At 63.9% G+C, this 17,919-nt stretch carries 8 protein-coding genes; all 8 read right to left on the bottom strand.

Annotated elements, in window-relative coordinates; genetic code table 11:
- Nucleotides 1-468: 468 nt before the first annotated feature.
- The 8 genes from ACIA5D_RS47095 to dpdE are packed head-to-tail and all read right to left on the bottom strand — an operon-like array spanning nucleotide 469 to nucleotide 17,820.
- Entirely contained in the window at nucleotides 469-2,454 is a 1,986-nt protein-coding gene (locus ACIA5D_RS47095) for a hypothetical protein (RefSeq protein WP_396037228.1), read from the bottom strand.
- Nucleotides 2,451-2,966 carry a phospholipase D-like domain-containing protein DpdK gene (dpdK, locus tag ACIA5D_RS47090; RefSeq protein WP_396037227.1) on the bottom strand — a complete coding sequence of 172 codons (516 nt, stop codon included), beginning with the start codon at nucleotides 2,964-2,966 and terminating at the stop codon, nucleotides 2,451-2,453. The genes ACIA5D_RS47095 and dpdK overlap by 4 nt, the downstream gene beginning before the upstream one ends.
- A gap of 2 nt (nucleotides 2,967-2,968) precedes the next feature.
- The gene (gene dpdJ, locus ACIA5D_RS47085; protein ID WP_396037226.1) at nucleotides 2,969-7,432 is read right to left on the bottom strand and encodes a protein DpdJ; all 4,464 of its coding nucleotides are present in this window, start codon (nucleotides 7,430-7,432) and stop codon (nucleotides 2,969-2,971) included.
- Nucleotides 7,429-8,136 carry a hypothetical protein gene (locus ACIA5D_RS47080; protein WP_396037225.1) on the bottom strand — a complete coding sequence of 236 codons (708 nt, stop codon included), beginning with the start codon at nucleotides 8,134-8,136 and terminating at the stop codon, nucleotides 7,429-7,431. The genes dpdJ and ACIA5D_RS47080 overlap by 4 nt, the downstream gene beginning before the upstream one ends.
- Nucleotides 8,106-11,120: a protein DpdH gene (dpdH, locus tag ACIA5D_RS47075; protein WP_396037224.1), complete on the bottom strand. Its 3,015-nt coding sequence runs from the start codon at nucleotides 11,118-11,120 to the stop codon at nucleotides 8,106-8,108. The genes ACIA5D_RS47080 and dpdH overlap by 31 nt, the downstream gene beginning before the upstream one ends.
- Nucleotides 11,113-12,021: a protein DpdG gene (gene dpdG / locus ACIA5D_RS47070; protein WP_396037223.1), complete on the bottom strand. Its 909-nt coding sequence runs from the start codon at nucleotides 12,019-12,021 to the stop codon at nucleotides 11,113-11,115. The genes dpdH and dpdG overlap by 8 nt, the downstream gene beginning before the upstream one ends.
- Nucleotides 12,021-14,546 carry a protein DpdF gene (gene dpdF, locus ACIA5D_RS47065; RefSeq protein ID WP_396037222.1) on the bottom strand — a complete coding sequence of 842 codons (2,526 nt, stop codon included), beginning with the start codon at nucleotides 14,544-14,546 and terminating at the stop codon, nucleotides 12,021-12,023. Before dpdF ends, dpdG begins: the two co-directional genes overlap by 1 nt.
- A complete protein-coding gene (dpdE, locus tag ACIA5D_RS47060) occupies nucleotides 14,536-17,820 on the bottom strand; it encodes a protein DpdE (protein ID WP_396037221.1) in 3,285 nt (1,094 codons plus the stop codon). The genes dpdF and dpdE overlap by 11 nt, the downstream gene beginning before the upstream one ends.
- Nucleotides 17,821-17,919: the final 99 nt, after the last annotated feature.

The raw sequence follows: 17,919 nt of genomic DNA, 5'->3' as shown, positions 1-17,919 counted from the left end.
AGGACATGACACACAAGCCAAGTCCGCGCCACCCCGCAAGTCACCACACCACGCCGACATCCACCAAGATCAAACTAGGCTACGCGGCATTGGGGAGAACCCCGGCCGCCGACGGGGCACGAGAAATGGCCGCCTATGGGGATCTTTCACTCGCCGCGGACAGATGTTGTGTGCCGCAACCCGAAGAGAGCCGCCACGACCGCTGCGGACAGAGGTAACACGTGCGGCCGGCTCATCAGCGAATTCTCCCGGGACCGATGACCTCCCGGACCGGGGCCGATAAAGTCGAGCTATCGGGTCGACACTCCTGCCATACCGGCGTTGGCCGAAGCACTCTGATTCACTTCTGGGTTGACACAGCCACCGGCGTTCTGCCTTGACGGCGTTCATCGCAAAGGACTGTGCCACAGACCCGAGTGGGCCGGAGGCACCGCAGGGGATGCCAAGGTCGTCGTGTCCCGGCAGCCTTCACGAAGGGTGCAGCAACAGCCATGTCTGAAGAGCCGCCGTCGCCGCGCGCAGAAGGGATGCAGAGCCGCAGCCGTCAGCCTCATCGATGATCGCATCGGGGGCGAGATGGGCGCGGATAAATCCAGTGGCGGCATGAGTAGCGCAGCGGGTCGCCAGGATGACGATGTCCGAGCGCTGAGAGTGCTGCTTCAGTTGGGGCGATCCGACATGGTCAGACGTGGTGTGGATGTTAAGCCGCGGTACGAGCCGGCTAAGAACCGTACGAGTGCGATTTAGCGCGGCTTCGTCGAGCGAATAAAGCATGACCTTCAGCGCCGGCAGATCGGCTAGCTTCGGGCCGGACAATCGCTGGTCATCATCGACCGGCTGTGGCCACGTCAGGTCGGTGCCTAGTTCGTCGTCGAGTTGCTGCGCGAATCGGCGCACTTCGTCATCCAGGCGCCCGGCATGGCTGGCCAACGGCGTGAGCAGCCGAATTCCGAGTTGCAGCCGTGCCTCGTTGTCGGGGCAGGGCATCCGGACTAGCAGGTCCGCGACGTCGAGAACAACGAGCGATCGATCGGGGCTGATCCACCGATCGGCTTCGGATGCGAGATCGTCCAAGAGCGATGCATATGTTGCGCGGTCGGGGCTAGATCTCAGGATCGTCTCGGTGAGAGCGACGATCCCGGCGAGGTCAGCGGGGCTGAACCAGTTGTGCACGAGTGCCAGTTGGAGAAACTCGGTCGCGGTGCGTCGTGCGGGCAGGCCATACTCGTCGGCATCGAGGAATGGGCCGAGCAGCTGCCAGATCCGCTCGCCTTGGACATAATCGAGGGCAGCTATGGCAGTGGCGAGTTCTTGATCAACGGTGTGCGGCTTGGGCCACTCGCGCCAAGTCTCCTGCCTAAGCGCAGCGATCGCGGCAGGCTCGGCCGCGGCGTGTGCGAGCGCGAGCTCAACCCAGGAGGCGATGACGGGACGAGCGCCTGCGGTCGTGGGCGCCGGAGCAGCGGACCTGGGGCGTCCTTGTTCGATGGAGGCAACCAGGTCCGGGTACCGGTCGAGACGGCGGCGTAGATCCGGGTCGCCGAGCAACTCGGACAGAACGGCTTGGTCGTTGCGTAGGTCAGCCGCGAGAAGCACCACCCACAGTGCATCAGTGCTCAGTTCGGTCAGGCCGGGGCGAAGGTCGGCCGGGACTGCTGTCCCGTCGGCAATCAGGCGGCTGCGCGCGGTGTCGTAGTCATGGTCGTCGAGCGCAGTGGCAACGCTGTGGTTATACAAGGCGGCGAATATGGCATCTCGGACTGGCGTGGGCGGGTCGGCCGCGACGACATCGGCGAGTGAGGGTAGTCCGAGCAGGTCGATGTCGCGGCCCAGTCGCGCGAGTCGCTTGATGCGCAGGTTGTTGAGGTTGGCGCCGCCGAGCCCGCCCGTGGCTGCTAACTGTTCGAGGACTGTGGCTGAGGCGGTGTTGTCCCCAGCTCCGAGGGCGACTTCGAACTCGCCGAGCAGCCGCCCCACAGGTTTGGGGATCTGCCAGTTGCGGACCGGCCGTTGATCGAGGGTGCGCTGCATCTGGCGCAGGGCGCGCCAAGCGCCGCTCTCGTGCTCGGTCGTCGGACTACGTAGGACGAACGTGGTGTCGAGTCCGACGAGGTCGATGATGGCGCGCTCGACAGGGTCGTCTGAGTCGAGCGCGGCAGGTAGACCGTTGAAGTAGCTGTAGGTGGGGCCAACGAACGCGGTGAGAAGTTCCGCTACCAGCGTCGCGTGTGCCTGGTCCCATGCGATCACGTAGGCCAGCCGTCGGTCCGGCTGGGTCGGCGTGCGCCGGGGGAGAACGACGGGTACATCGGACGGCCGGCGAGCCGCCTGCAGGAATGGTGCTAGCCATTGGCCAAGCGGGCTGGTCGGGTTCTCGGTGAGCGGCACGCTGTTTCCCGGCCCGAAGAATGCGGCCAGGAATGATTCGATCTGGTCGGAGGTGGGCTCTATCACGGCTGGCCTTTCCATCGGTGGTTGAAGTCCATCCGAGTACTGGCGGCGGCAGCCGGGTCGGTTCGGTAGGTCACAGCTTCGTCGTTGAGCGTCATGCCACGTGCGGTGAAGTTCATGGAGCCCATCAGCAGCCAGCGTTGTCCGCACATTGTCTTCTCGTGTACGTCCTCGTACCAGACCGTGGTGTAATGGGCTGCGTCGGCCTGACGCCCGACACGGCCAACAAACGTGCGGTTTTGATCGTTGGGTCGGGTTACCACGGTGACCTGGGATCCGGCCTGCGTCAACTGGGCAAGCACCTGAGACAGCGGATATACCCGGGCGACCGGGTCGAGGAACAGAGCGTCAAAGTCGCCGCGCGTATTGTCGATCCCCGGAACGTCGCTGATCCACGGAGAGACGAGCCATAGTTCGGGGCTCGGTGCGAGGAGTTCACCGGCCAGCACGGTGGTGACGATCGCTTCGGCCGTGATACCGGTGGCGCCGCTTGTTCGGATGATCCGATCAGCCATCTCTATTGCACCGCCTCTCGCAGGTCGACGCGGACACGCAACTCGGTGCCCATCCGTCGGACCCCGTTGACCTCACCGTAAACGCGCAGGACGTCCCGCTCGATGGCAATACACGGCACATCCCGCACGGCAATTGCCAGCAACGCTGCAGCGGCAGTGGATGCCATCAGTTCGACTGCGTCATGCAGGGTCAGAGCCGCGCGGTAGGTGTCAGGCCAGCCATCGACGGTGACGTCGACGGTTGGAAGCATTTGGGTGTGGACGGCGGCGGCGAGGAGTCGGTCGAGGATCGGCCGTTGAGCATATGGCTGGTGGTGGTCTAGGTGGGCTGTGCGGGCACGGTTGCCACGTGGCCAGAGCACGCTGAATACCTGATCGGCGGTCATCGCGCCGGCCGCAATACCGGAAACGCGACCTTCGGCCACCGCGTACGCGATGATCTGCGGGTCGATCTCCAATCCGAGCCGTTCCTCAAGATCTGTCCAGGCTTGCATGATCGCGTGCGTCGTTTGATCGGTGTCGTCACCGCTGCCCGGCCGCAACAGGCGAGTGGATAGGGCGGCAACTGCGGCGTGCCGAGGGCTGCCGTCCAGCGCTGCCCATGCACTGCGGAGATCGGCCAGGGCGGTGTCGGCATCGACCGCGCTCGGGGCATTGCGCAGGCGTCGTACGGCGGTAGCGATGTCACCAGTTGCTTCGTCCACGATGTGGCGGATCAGCGTGGTGAGGGTGGCGTCGATGTACTCAAGGTCGCCCGGTGCCAATGCGCTGTCGACAAGGCTCCAGAACCGGCGTGGGTCCTGAGCGTACTGGCTGGCGAGTTGTTCGACGACGCCGAGGCCGCCGATGGTGGTTTCGGAGAGCCAGATCCGGCTGTGCTGATTGACGGCATCCGGGGCAACGATGTCGACAATGAGATCCGTGTCCTGGGTATCCGGGCATGCGCGCTGACAGGCCGCGAGTAGTGCAGCGGCGACGGTGTCGCGGTAGCTTCGCTCGGCGAGATCCTGCGTGCGAGCGGCTACGTCGCCGCACCACAACAACTCGGCGTGCCGGTCGACGCAGGCACGTACGCGTGGGTCGGCGCTGAGGTCCTGAAGCGTCGTGATCAGCTTCTGTGGTGGGTTGAGCGTGCCGGACTGGTTGGTGTCTCGGTAGAGAGCCTGCAGCATGCGATCGACATCAGCGGCCCACGCGCCGTTGGTGAGCTGCTTGTGGACCAGCATCGGCTCCTGGCCGCTGTCGACGCCGGTCAGTACGAACGCGGCCAGGTAGACCGAGATGATCCAGTCGCGTTGAAAGATGTTGGCAACGTCGTCCAAGCTCGGATCCTCTCGCAGCGCAGTGGCGAATGCGATCCGCCGCCAGGCTGGCGATGCCAGATGCGCCGCGACGCGCGGTTCGGCGAGGTCCAGCAGGCCGAGGGTGAATTGGATTCCGTCGACGGCCAGGCTGAAGCCAAGAGCTGCAGGAGTCCCTTCAAACTGGTAGCGCACCGAGGTCGCGATCTGCTGGCCGCTCGTGAGGCGGGTGTCGCATTGGGCGCCGTATGTCATGCGGCGAACCTCGGCCGGATTGCCTGCTGCGTGTGTGGCGAACCCTACGGATGTGACGTGCTCAGCCCACGTGGACGGCGTGGGGACCGACCCAGGGATCATCGGTGCGCGAGGGGGCCGAACCTCGGACATCCACTCGGGAATGCTTTGGGACTGGTCGGAGACGTTGTTTAGCGGCTGTCTCAGGTCGATGGTCTGCGGGCGCAAGACGGTGATCGGACCAGATGGGCCATTCCATTGCCCCTGCCGGATCGGCGCGGGCACGAATGAGGCAATATCGATGATCTGGAGCCCGCCTGCGTTTGGATCTTGCAGGGGTACCCAGGTCCGGTCGCCTTGAGCCCGAAACCCGAACCGGCGGCTGACTCGCCCCGGGACAGCCTCGCGAAGGGCCGCTTCGATGGACATCGTTTCCGGCGTAGCGCCCGGAAACGGCAGCGTCAGCCTCACTTCGGGCACGTTGAGGGCTTTGAACAGTGTCGATGTTAGGTACTCGGGAAGTAGGTCGCCGCCATTGGCACCTGGATCAGCGACGCTTGGTGTCCATTCGCTGCGTAGTCGCCGTAGCGCTGTCGGTACGACGCCGAGCAGTAGCGCACGTGGCTGCTCCCAGAGCAATGCGGTCGATTCGTTGCTGCTGATGCGAAGAGCGAACCGCAGGTGGTTGGCGAGTTCATCCTGCAAACCAGAGCTGTCGAGCAGCGCTGCCAGGAGGTCGACGAGCGCCTTCTCTTCTCTGGTTTGGCGTGGCAGATTGCCCGGCGCCGGCGCGGTTAGCGCTTGCCGAGGATCTACATACACCCCGCTGCCAGCCAGCTTGCGACCGAGCCAATCCATCAGAGCTTGCGCCGCCTGGATGCGAAGCACGTACCGGTTACCGGTCGGCAGATGCCGTGGCGTGATCTCCGGCATGAACAGCGTGTCGTATGCCTGGTAGGCCAGCCGGTCGCGGCCAAAGTCTGACAACGTGACGACGGTGATCGGGCGCATCTCTCGCCGCCGGCCGGCGCGCCCTTGCCGTTGGATGAATGCCGCGGGGTCGCGCGGCGCCTTGTGCTGCATGACGAGACCGACACGTTCGTCGTTGAAGCCGACCTCCAACGACGCAGTCGCGACAACGACGTCTGCGTCGCGATCGACCCCGGTGTCCTGAGAGGTGGTGCGACCCACCCGCAGCCCGTTCGCGTCGGCAGTAGGCGACATCGGGTGGCCGATTTGGCGAACCAGGTCCCATGACTGGCCGTCGGCGAACCGGTCCGCCCAGTACGGTGCATCCGGGGACCGTAAGCCGGCTAGCACCTGGCTGACGCCGCGACCACGGCCGAACCTCCGCGCGATGCCCTCGGCGTCGCGGAGGTCGTCGTAGAGACGGTTGTTCACATCGAGATCGTCGGTGAAGACGAATGCGCGCGAACCGAAGAGCCCCTCGCGGCCGGGCATGTTCAACACGCGTGCGTAAAGCATTATCGTCTGGATTGACACTGACAGCAGACTGACGCCGGAAACGGGGTCACCCCGCAGGGCGACTGCATATTGTCGTCCCAGGTCCTCCAGGTCCGCCGGTTGTGGCTCAATGTAATCGATGGCGATCTCATCCAGGCCGGTCAGCTCGGCGAAGAACGCGCCGGCGTTACGCAGTGTGGCGCTGAGGCCGACGAAGGTGACGGGCCGCCGAACGGCCTGGCGCCACCGGCGCAGCAGCAGCGCGACCTGGGCGCCGTGTACTCCGGTGTAAGTGTGCACCTCGTCCAAGAGCACAAGGGATGGAGCCGGAACACCCTGCCAACCGAGAAGGCGACCGAGTTGGCGGTCACTGCCGTTGCGGTTGAGCATCTCGGTGGTGGTGAACAAGATGTCCGGAGGTTGGTCGGTCAGCGACTTTCGGGTTAGCGCGATCTGACCGTCAATGCGGTGCCTGCATGCGGCACAGACCAGGATCTCTCGCGGCTGTCGCCTCGTCCGCTCGGCGTCGGGCCACACGAGGTCTCCGCCGCAGCGCGGACACTTGAGGTATGGGCAGATTGCGCCGTCGGCGCCACGCAGCCAGCCGCCGCTGGCGCCCTGTCCCGTGAGACGGCGGTCGCCTGGATGATAGGGCGTGTCCCCATACAGGGCGCCGATCCGCAGCGGTCGGCGACCGTGCTGGCGCAGGACGTCGTTGATCTGCTCGGCCGTCACGATGGCTTCGCGCAACTGGTCGCGCAGCAGTTCGTTGCGGGGGTAGACCGCGACCGCGTACAGGTGGTGGCGACCTGGTTGCGCGGACTCGGCGATCACGGCCATCGCAGGCAAATAGAAGGCCAGCGTCTTTCCACTGCCCGTACCCGCCCCAACGATTACGCCGCGGCTAGTGCCCGAGGCCAGGGCCCGCGAGACTGCTGTCGTGGCCTGTACTTGGAAGCGAGATAGATCTCGGCCGTTGATCTGTGCTGCCGCGACCGCAGTTTGGAAGGTCGACCAGCCAGCTTCGCGATTGAGTTCGGCTAGGACGTCGTCCAGCGGAATGTTACGCATGGGGTATCGGCGAGCAGCGACATGCAGGCGGTAGTCGGCGACCAAAGGCCTACCGCGGTCCCACCACCGAGTAGGCGGGCTCGCGATGTTCTGCGGCACGAACAGTTGACGCAGCTGCGTTGTCAGTCGCAGCGTCTCGGCTAGGCGAGTCCGGTAGCGCGGTGGCGAAGTGTTCGGCACACGCATCAGCAGGCCGCCGGTGACCAGTTGTTGGATGACGTCCGCCGCCCGCAACGCGTCGACCCGGCCGGCGTCGATCATGTCGTCGATCAGTGCGGTCACTTCGTCGTGAGCGAGCGCCCCGGTGGTGACACCCCACGACAGCAGCGGCAGTTCCCGGTCTTCGAGGGCGTCGAGCACTTCTGACAGCATCGCGAGCGGCGGCGGCTGGGTCATGACTCTCTCCGTCGCAGCTCGATCTGTGAGCCGACCTCCGACTCGCGCAGGATGCGAAGATCCTCTTCGCTGAGGTCGGCGATGGTCAGTGGCGTCTTCTGCGACAGGCGGTCTAGGAGGTCGACGAGTTGGCTGGGCAGATCCGGTAGGTCGTCGAGCAACTCTCGCATATTGGCGTAAGTCGTCACGAACTCGGTTACCGAGCTCTTGTCCGGCGATGACGCGGCGATGCGGTCGAGTCGTGTCCAGCGTTCTCGCACGCTCCGGCGCTCGGCGGCAGGCAGAACCGCGATCCGTTCCCACCGGAGGCTACCTAGGCGTTGGGCCGCCCAGGTCTTCCAGACTTGCTGGGCATCGGTATCAAACTGAGTCGATGCCGCTTCCAGCTTTCGCGTGGCCGCGCGGAAGACGGTATCGTTGAAGTTGCTGGTCTCGACATTTCGTCTGAAATCGTGATAGCCATCGTCGACTGCCATATTGATCGTGGGTGAGTCAGGTAGGTCAGACACGATTCGTGCGGCTGTCATGGCACGGTCGAGTTTCTGCAAGGCGGCCTTGACAGCGGCAACCCGGTGGGTGAGTCGGGCAAGTTCATCGGTGTCGGACTGCTGTGCTTCGATCAAAACGGCCTTCGTGCGAAACTGATTTGCCTTATCCAGCATGGTCACGGTGGCTACTGGTTCTGGCTTCGGATCTTCGTCCACTCGTCCACCACCCCCTGGATCTCTTCGCGGGCGTCACTGAACGCGGCACCCGCTCGGCTGGCGACTGAGTCGAGTGCCGTGGTAAGCCACTGGTCGGTGCGCTGCAGGAAAAGCGTAGCGTCGGCGAGTGCCCGACCATGATCCTGTCCGACGATCGCCAGCGAATAGTCGCTCTTCGTCGGACCGTCCGGTGTGCCATACCACTTCATGATTTGTTGTTCCAGCCGGTCGATCGAGTTCCAGTCGATCTCAGCGGCAGTGCCGAGCATGCGCGTGAAGTCGCCACCATCGGATGGAACCTCACCGATGATGAAGCCAGCATTGTGGGCTTCGGTTACGGCCTTGACCATGTCTCTGCCTCTTATACCAGGCGGTAGCAGCCGGCGCAGCATGAATAACTGGTTCTGCAGCAGCGTCATCTGCTCGCTAACTAAGACAGGGAGCCGGTTGAATCCGCGCACCGCCGGCCGGGCCCACTTGGGTACGGGCACAACCCCTGAGGGCGTCCATGTCCAGGCCTCGCTGGCCTCTCGTAGCAGCGGCAGCACGTGCGCGATGTCGATCATCCGGATGGTGGCGCCTTGACCGTAGCCGAACGCCCGCCGCAGGGCCACCGTCAGGTCACGTCTGGCTTCCAGATGTGCTGCCAGCGCGTCGAGCCAGCCGGGTGTACGAGTCGCCCGGTCGTCGAGTTGCCATCCGTCTCCGTCGTCGAAGACGGCGTTGACCAGGGACGCCTGGGGCTGGCCCGGATACGCGCGTCCACCGAGTAGGGCACCGATCAGCGCTGCTCGCAATCCGAGGACCAACTGAGGATCCGTGAATTCTCGTAAACCGCGGATTCGCTGCTTCAGCGTTGGTGCTCGTTCGTCGGCCAGGGCGTACAGCCGACGCATGTGGGCACCGTTGCCGGCGATCCGGCCGGCGCTGATGGCGATGAGGCCGATCAGAAACTGTGCGTTGGCGGGGGTTCGCGCGAACTTGATAGGGGCGTGAGGCGTGCCAGGTAGATTTTCTGCATCCGCTCCTGTGATCGACACGGTCGTTGAATTGGCAGGCCATGCCTCGCGGAGTTCGGCAGCCGAGGGCTCTGCGCCGATCGGATCGGTCCAGTCGCACCTTCGTAGGACCGCGTCGCTGACAAGTCCGCGCAGTTCGTTTGCGGTTGCTTGGTGCAGATTGACGCTCCTCGTTTGCCATTCCTCGATGCGTTGCACGGATCGCAATTGGGATAGGCTAAGGTCGCTGCGCTTCTCGGCCTTGGGAACTGCCTCCGCCACCGTATCCGGCCCCACAACCGTCGCAGTGGTATCGAGGGTCAACTGCGGCAAGGCGAAGCCGGTGTGGATCTCAGGCGCTAAGTTAACGAGGTCGGCGGGTGCGTTACCCCAGAATTCGAGTACGACTTTCCGACGCGCCGCATCGACGCGGTCTGTCTCGTCAATCAGATGCTGGACCGCGCTAGACAGCGCAGTCTCGGCTCTGGCGGTCGGATAGTCCTCCCGGAAGCGCTCATCAGGGAATGTGCCTTCACCCAGGCTGTTTGCATGTGCTTGCAGCACGTTGCGGACCACTGCGCCGAGGATGGCCCGGGGAACGATGGCGTCTGGCTTTTCCGGCAGTGCTGTGGAGTGGATGGCTCGCACCAGCGCGGTCCGATTGAAAGGGTAGAGGCCGTGGCCCTCCTCCGTCACGCCGAATCCGGCGTGGCAAGAGTCGGCCATGGGACACTCGTCGCAGACGTTCGGGATACCTTTCCCGGTGCGGATAGCAAGGCTATCGAGGCGTTCGCGGCCTAGTCGGGCAGCGTTGAGATACCTGCCGACAAAGGCCAGTACACGCTTTACGCCGGCATCGGTGTTGTCGAACTGATTGTCGAGGTCATACATGTGCGGGCTGGCGGCCCGTGCTCGGGTCTGCACGGTGTCGGCGAGTTGCGCGAAATAGCCGGGAGTGACCGCCATTAGGGTACGAATGGGAGCGAGGGTCGCCACGCCGTCCCGGTATCCGACCTCGATGATCGCGTCCAGCAGATCCCTTTGTAGGCCCTGGACTAAAGCGAAGTCTTCGATGAGCAGAATGATCTCTTTTCGCTGCTCGGCATACAGACGCCGGATATCGAGCATGGCTCTTTGCAGCCGGCCGATACCGACGGTAGCGCTGAGGACCGCCGCGTCGAGGTTTGCGTTGAGAAGGTCGACGGCGGCCTGTTGCAACTCGGGCCGGTGCTTGATGATCCCCAGTAGGTGCCGCGCCTGGGCTGACGCTTGGCCCGGATCATCGATAGTTGTTGGTAGGTCATCGATAGTGAACCTGGGCGGTCGTTCGGGCTCGCCGTCTTCTCGATCGGACAGGAGTTTGGCGACTAGTTGCGGGACCAGGCGATGGGGCTCGAGCAAGTGGGCCCTGACGTGAGGATCGAGTAACAAGGCCGGCAAGCCAGTTGGAGCCACGAGGATGCGGGCCATTCCAGAGGGGGGCTCGGCGGCGAGGATGGCCTCTTGGAGGTTGTTTAGCAGTCGGTTCTGCAAACCGGCAGCGTCGCGCTGTTCAGTCACTTCCGCGACTTGAACGCGCAGCGCGTCAAAGTCTTCGCCAGGGGCGTCGTCCAACAGAGCCGTCACCACAGACTTGAGGCTGGTGCCAAGTTTCGGCAGGTAGATGACCCGCCGCTTCTCGTCGCTGGGTGTGCACTCCTTGATCCATCGCACCAGGTGAGACTTGCCAGTGCCGGAGTCGCCAATCACTGGCATGAACAACACACCGTTGGCGGCGGGGCGGGTCAAGAAGTCGTGACGGACAGCGTGCTCGTCGACGGGTGTACCGGTATCAGTGGCATGGCCAGCCTGCACGTGGGCGCGGAAGATCCGCAGCGGGGCATGCGTTGCGAAGAACACCGATATCGACGGGCTGACAGCCTCGGTGCTAATGAGGGTGGATGCCTCCACTGGGTCCCAGCAAAGGTATCGGCTGAATTCAGCCATCGAGGCGCTCCCGCACGACAACGTAGGTTATGCGCCGCGCGCCTCCGGCAACATCGGGGTCGACCGCGAAGACGTCGCGAGGGGCATCGGAGGGCTGCTGCAGTTCAATCCAGCCACGGTCGGCAGCGCTGAGCAGCGCCAAAGACAGCGCCGGCGACAGGCGATCCGGTTGGGCGAAGCCGAGCTCGCGGCTATATGCGCCACCGGGTAGCACTGGCAACTCCCGCAACACCGTGGCTACCACGTCATGGCCTTCGATCTGCTTGCCGACTGGCCACCCCTTGCGGATGGTACGGCCGACGGCGCGTGTGCAGTCAGGGATGATCCGCCGTCCCTCTGAGCCTGACGCGGCAATCTCGGCAAAGCCAAGAGCGAGCGCCCAGTAGACGAAACGATTCCACCGGTTGCTGTTCCTAATTGGCGTAAGTCCAGGCAGTGCCGGCAATGCCGGGATACCGGGCTGGGATTGCGCGGCAGAGACCTCGTTCCAGCTGATCGGCTCATTGAGGGGTTCGCGGCACAGGAACCAGCACAGCGCCCGCACGAACTCGCGTGGCCCACGACCTTCGCGCGTGGTGCCGAGCCCTTGGTTACGCTCGTCAGAAAACACGGCGGCACGCAGTAGATCACAGAATGCGCCGTAGTCGTCAATGCGAATTGTGGACGCCGCGGGAGTGAGGGTCAGCGATTCGGAGTTGACGGTCAATACGCCGTACTCCGTGAGGCTCTGGACAGCCTGGTCGAATGTCTCCCGCGTATCAGCCTCGCCTGGGAACAGGGCAGGCGGGCTGAGCATCGCCTTTGCATCCGCTGTTAGCAAAGGCTTGCCTATGAACAGGAGGGCGCGTGTCGTGGCCCACATCGGCGCTGGAAGCGCCGCCTCTTCGAGGATCAACGTCATCAGAGCGCTCCGAGGGCGATTGCGACGGACAGGGTCGGGATGTCGTCGTAGCTGCGTTGCGCTGGCGAAGCATCGAATTCAATCGACGGCTCCCAATGAACGAGATACGTGATCCCGTCCGCTTGCAGCCGCTCACGAACCTCTGCGTCGATCTCCCGACGTCCGCCCAACAGCCAAATGATAGGCCCATCATACGTACGTAGCAGGTCACGGTCGGTGTCTACGATCACCGGAAAGGGCGATGCGTCGCGCTGCAGCTGTCCGGCAAGGTCCCCAAGAAACCCTGGCCCGCCGACGACGCTCATACCGCGACGCGCAAGGCGCACCAACAGATCCGGAACACGATCGTGGCGCTCGCGGGCGGTACGCCATGTGATCGCGAGCATCGGCGACCTAGCGCGCGCCCGCTTGAGCGGGTCAGGTGGTCGTGTATACCAGGCGTGCACCGCCGGGTGCGGATCTAGGCCCTGCCGGTATAGCCCCGACCCAAGTGGGGTGCGGTGGGATCTACAGTGCGGACACCCCCGACAGTTGATCTCCGTTGTCAACCGGCCGCCAGACCACGTCGCGGTGTAGTAGCCGCTGAGTACGGACCCCATGCACTGGCCGCCCGATGCTGCGGCCTGGATAGCAGCAAACGCGCGCCGTTCGGCGCCTTGGATGACCTGCCGTTGGCTATCAATCCGTGCCGACCACGAATCCTTGCTCATAGCTTCACCGGTGATCACTTCGACATCGACCATGTTTCCGCCGAATTCCTCGTCAGGGTCTATTGACTCTCCGCCGGCTGGTGGGGACGGTTTCAGACGGACGAGACCTGAGCGGGCCATTAGGTTGAGAATACGGACGTTCCACGCCCGGTTCTGATCGAATCCTTCGTCCATGTGGGCCGGGAACCAGTCCAGGTCGACCCGGTGAAGATGTGGCTCGACCTCGGAATTTGTGACCATGCGGCGCCAGCGGCGCCAGCCCTTGTCCGGCTTGATGATCTTTTTTCGGTTCAGCCTGCGGGCCATGGGCTCGTCGCTGGGCGCAATGGCAAGAAAGCTCAGGGACGCGGCTCCATCACGACCCGCGCGTCCGACCTCTTGGTAGAAACGGTCGACGGTTTCAGGAAGGCAAGCGTGCACGACCGCCCGCACATCGGGCATGTCGATGCCCAGCCCGAATGCTGAGGTTCCGACCACCACGTCATATAGCGTTGGCTGAGTACCGTCACCGCCACGCCAGCCGTCGATCACGGCGCGCCGCTGGGTGTCGGTTGACGCACCGGTAATCTGTCCGACGCGCCGAAGACCAGAGCGGTTCAACATCGCCACCCAGTGCCGGACGTCGTCCCGCCGGGTCACGTAGAGGGCTAAGGGCCGCGGCAGGTAGCTCACTGCCTCCAAGACGGACTCGTCTCGGTCATGGACGTTCGTGAAGCGCCGGATGAAGTAACTCGGTTCTGGCCGTAGCGCCGAAGCCCACACTACAGCGGTTTCCCTGCCTGGTAAGAGGTCCGTAAGGTATCTGATCTGGTCATCGGTCAAGGTGGCGCTCATCGTCACGGTTGCGGGCCGTCGCCCCGTAGGCGCGACGCTATCCCACTCGCTGCGCTGGGTGGCGAGGGCCTGGAAGTCCGGCCGGAACTCGGTGCCCCATTGTTCGACTAGGTGCGCTTCGTCGATGACGATGTACCTCAGATAGCCGCAACTTGCGGCAACGGTCAGCGCGGCGCCGATGCCACGAACAACCGACTCAGGGGCAGCGAAAACGACCTTCTGCTGCCCGTTCCGGATGGCTTCCCGCATCGGGATCTTGAGTTCGTCCGGCATGCCACCGAGGTAGGCGTAGCAACCGCTCGGGCTTCCCTGGTGTCCCATGCGAGCAATGACGTCTCGGACGCGGCGCTCCATGTCAAGGGCAAGGGCAACTGTAGGCACCACGACGACTGACACGCCTGGCTGGTCGGCGGCCGCCAGAATGGGCGCAAGAACGACGTCGGTCTTGCCTTGGCCGGTTGGCAGACAGACCAGCGTGGTGGTTCCTGGTGGCGCGAGTATCACCGCGCGGGCGGCTTGCCGCTGACCGAGCGACAGGTAGGAGTCGTGTCCGAGCGTCGCAGTCCAGAAGGGATCCGCGGCTACCGCGCTCAACTGGAACGCTCGTCTGCGATAGACATCGGTCAACTCTCGTGCAACCAACGTTGGATCTTCGCCGTCGTCTGACCGCGGCCACCACGGGCGGGCGGCGATCGTGACCGAATCGGCATCTTGTCCGAGGCGGATGCATCCCGCTTCCATCCACTGGGCAACGGTTGGCAATCCCACGCGTAGCGGTGCACGCAGATGCATCGTGGTGCCAGTGTGAGCCTGTTGCTCCAGGATGACCTGACGAACGAGGGCGGCGACATCGCGCCAAGCCGGCGTCATGTCGCCAATACCGGCAAGAGCGTCCCGTAGCCGCCGGCAGGTGCCTACAACGTCGGCGACTTGGCCACCGTCGAGCAGGCGCTGGGCCGTCGTCAGGTTGTCAGCCGGCACTGACACCTGCCGGCATTTGGCCCACAATGCAGCATGTCACCGAAACCACCCTGACAACGGGGGTGCGCAGCGCTTCGGTCAGCCGCGCGGCGACGTCGATGTCGGCGAGCATGCTCTCGGTGTCACTAAGTAAACGACCCGCAGCCTTGCGCGCGTGCGCCTGTGCTCGCGCGATTGCCAATGAGCGGGTCGCGGCGGCACTGGCGTCGGAACACCGGGCCACCAGATCTGCCGATGCAAGGACATAATCGCGCGCCGCAGCATCGGCTGCACGAGCGGACGCGGCGTACTGGCGTGGTCCTCCGAAGTGATCCAGAAGAACTGGTGCGCGGTGGTAGTTGATATTGAGGTCGCGACGCTGGCTGTAGGGTTGGTCAAGAGTCTCAATGAGGCGCGCATCGCTTACCACACCGCCGGCCGCATGTACCCACACCCGCACTATGAACGGCGCTAGCAGTCGGTCGGCTTGGCGGCGCAACGCGCGCGTCGAATGCGCGCCGCCACCTACTACTTCGATCGCCGACGAAGTATCCACCTCGATCAGGTAGTCGAAGCCGAAGAACGCCTGCGCAACCGCGGAATGTCGGCGCCAATACGCGGTGGCATGACCTCGGTCGTCGATTCCGATCACATCCCCGAGCAGGTCGACAAACGGATTGCCGATCCGAAACAGTCGGGTCCCCGGCATCCGAAGCGCCACCGATCGGTTGAATGCCCCGGCCGTCGTCTGCTGGCCGACGATTCCGGACCGCGCCAGCAGTCGGGGCGGCATGAGCGGTGGGATGGGGCCGCGCCCATACCGCACCATCGACATAGGTGAGGACTCCTGGACCGATAGGCGCAGACCGCCGGGGCTATCGCCAGCGTACGTGGACAGGGCACGCTGCATCTTTCGCCAGTCGACTTCGAGTTCACCGATGGCATTGGCGATGTCGCGCAGTCCCGAGGTCGATTCATAGATGGTGTCGAGCATGTCGACGGTGTCGATGTCGCGACGCTCATCGGCGAGCGCTGCACGAACCCGGTCGACGGCGGCTACCAGGCCGCGCGGGCCATCGACGATGCCGTTGCGCCATAGCTCGGGGAGCACACGTTCGATGCCGGCCTGTAGGGTCGAGACAGACTCGATGAAGATGCCGAAGCCGTCCACCAGGAGTTCCGTCCAGGCGCCGAGAAACGTGAACTCGCCCGCCGGGCTGGACACAATAATCTGCTGTGCGGGTCTGTTGCCGGAACTGCTATAACGATCAACACGACCCAGACGCTGTTCGAGCCGGTTCGGCGACCGAGGCAGACGGCAGTGGACGACCGCGTCAGCGATCTGGAGATTTAGTCCATCTTCCGCGCTGTCATCCGCGACCAGGATGCCGCCATCGTCCGTCCACGATCGGACCTGCGTCTCACACTTTTCGGCACCGGCGGCGTGGGTATGTTCCGCGACGCGGAGGCCGCCGATCTCGCGCAGCACGCCCGTGAGTCTCTCGGCTAACAGGCCAGGCCCGCAAAACGCCACGACATGGTGATGCTTCCTGGCAACGGCATGAAGCAGACGCGCCATTGCGGCATCACCCCGAGTGTCCTCACCTCCGGACGCCCTGACCTCCAACTCCGTCTCACCGTTGACAAGCGGAGCAGCCAGTAGGACCTCCTGCTCCTCTGCGGTCAAGCCCGCCCGAGCAGCGCTATCGAGGTCGCCATTCCATCGCAAGCGCAGCGCATTACTCAAGTCGACCGATGATCCACCCGCACGCGATGCAAGCACGCCTAGCGCCGCGCCATATAGTCCCGCATTGCCTTCGTCGCCTCGATCAAGTAGATTCTTCGCGATTAGCGACTGCCATGCGAGCAGAAGATCATGACCGATTTCGGCAGCCGGGTCATTAACGGAAAGTATGACGGGTTGGCGTCGGCCTGTGACGCTGAACGGCAGCGTCGCGCCGGCATCGGACTCGCGCAAGACGCTTTGCCGCCGGTTACGGATTACCCTTCGATGCAGTCGATAGGTCTCACCGATGTGTGCCCGAAGCCCGTCTATCCGGACCGCCAACTCCGGACGTCGCGATTGATCGACCAGATCGCCAGCTCCATCGAGCAACTCCAGCACTGAGTCGGCTAATTGTCGGAACCGAGGATCCTCGGGGATAAGGGCCGTAATCTCCTCGATCGCCGTTGATAGCAGTTGCTCGAAGGTCGAGTCCATCGAGAAAACAGCTGTGGCCAGAGCCATCCGACTCTCGACGCGACTCGTGAACCCTGCAAGATCGTCCCAACGATAGACATCCGGATCGAGCAAGTGAAGAAGCGCCAGATAGGCCCGCTCGTGCCACACTACCGGCGTTGCTGACAAGAGCAGTACCCGTGGGATCGAGTGGGCGACAGAGACAAGTTCTGCATACGGCGAGGAGTTCGGATCTGCCACCTCGACGAGACGATGGGCCTCGTCTACAATCATTAGGTCGAAGCCGCGGTAGTCCGCCCATCGCTCCGGCGTCTCGTGCGCGCCGATTCGAAGTACAGCCTGTGTGAAGTCGTCGACGAAGAACCGCTCTCTCAACTCTCGCTGCCACTGTCGGCGCAGCGTATCCGGGGCTATTACCGCCACACGCGCGGCAGGATCGTCGGTCAGTACCTGTCTGATCACATACCCGGCCTGGATTGTCTTGCCTAAGCCAACCTCATCCGCCAAGAGGTAACGCTGTACGGGATCGCCCAGGATCGTTAGCGCAGCCCCCACCTGATGCGGGTAGATCTCGACGGCTGAGGACAGTAGAGCGGATATTCCTGCACAGGCGCCACGCTGAGCGATAAGATCCTGAAGAAATGGCAACCGTGCGTCTCGGAAATACCCGGTCTCGTTGCCACCAGCGATAAGGACGTCCACCGGATCGGTGACGGGCCTGTCCCACCGTACACGAAGTTGCTCCTCGGGAACCCGAAGGTCGAATTCGGTATTGGGCAGGCGCACGAAGTATTCGCTACCGTCGTTGCCGACCACTCGGCCGGCGCGCCACTCCGCGGTGTCTGGATCCGCCCAGAATACGCGAGTCTCTCTCGCCAACACGCATGGCGAACAGGCCGCTGCTAGTACCCATCGATCAAGGGCGACAGGCCGGGAGACCGAGTCGAAGCACTCGACCCTCAGGCGCACGCCGTCGACTTCAGCGACGCGGGCGATGCCCGGAATGCGAGGATGCAGCACGAAATCACCGTACCGGAACAGGTGCGACGCCCTGCCGGCGTACGGGATGGCGAGATTGCCGTCCTCCGTTGCCACGATCGGTGAGCGTATCCATACCGACCGGCGGGCGTGAAGGGTGCAATTTCGAGTATGCCTCGCCGCCGAGTACCCGCCAGGAGGGTATGGGTCAGTGGG

It is taken from the genome of Actinoplanes sp. NPDC051513 (assembly GCF_044454685.1).
Taxonomy (GTDB): domain Bacteria; phylum Actinomycetota; class Actinomycetes; order Mycobacteriales; family Micromonosporaceae; genus Actinoplanes.
Note: the sequence above shows the minus strand (reverse complement) of the source record. Positions and strands in the feature narration are given on the sequence as shown.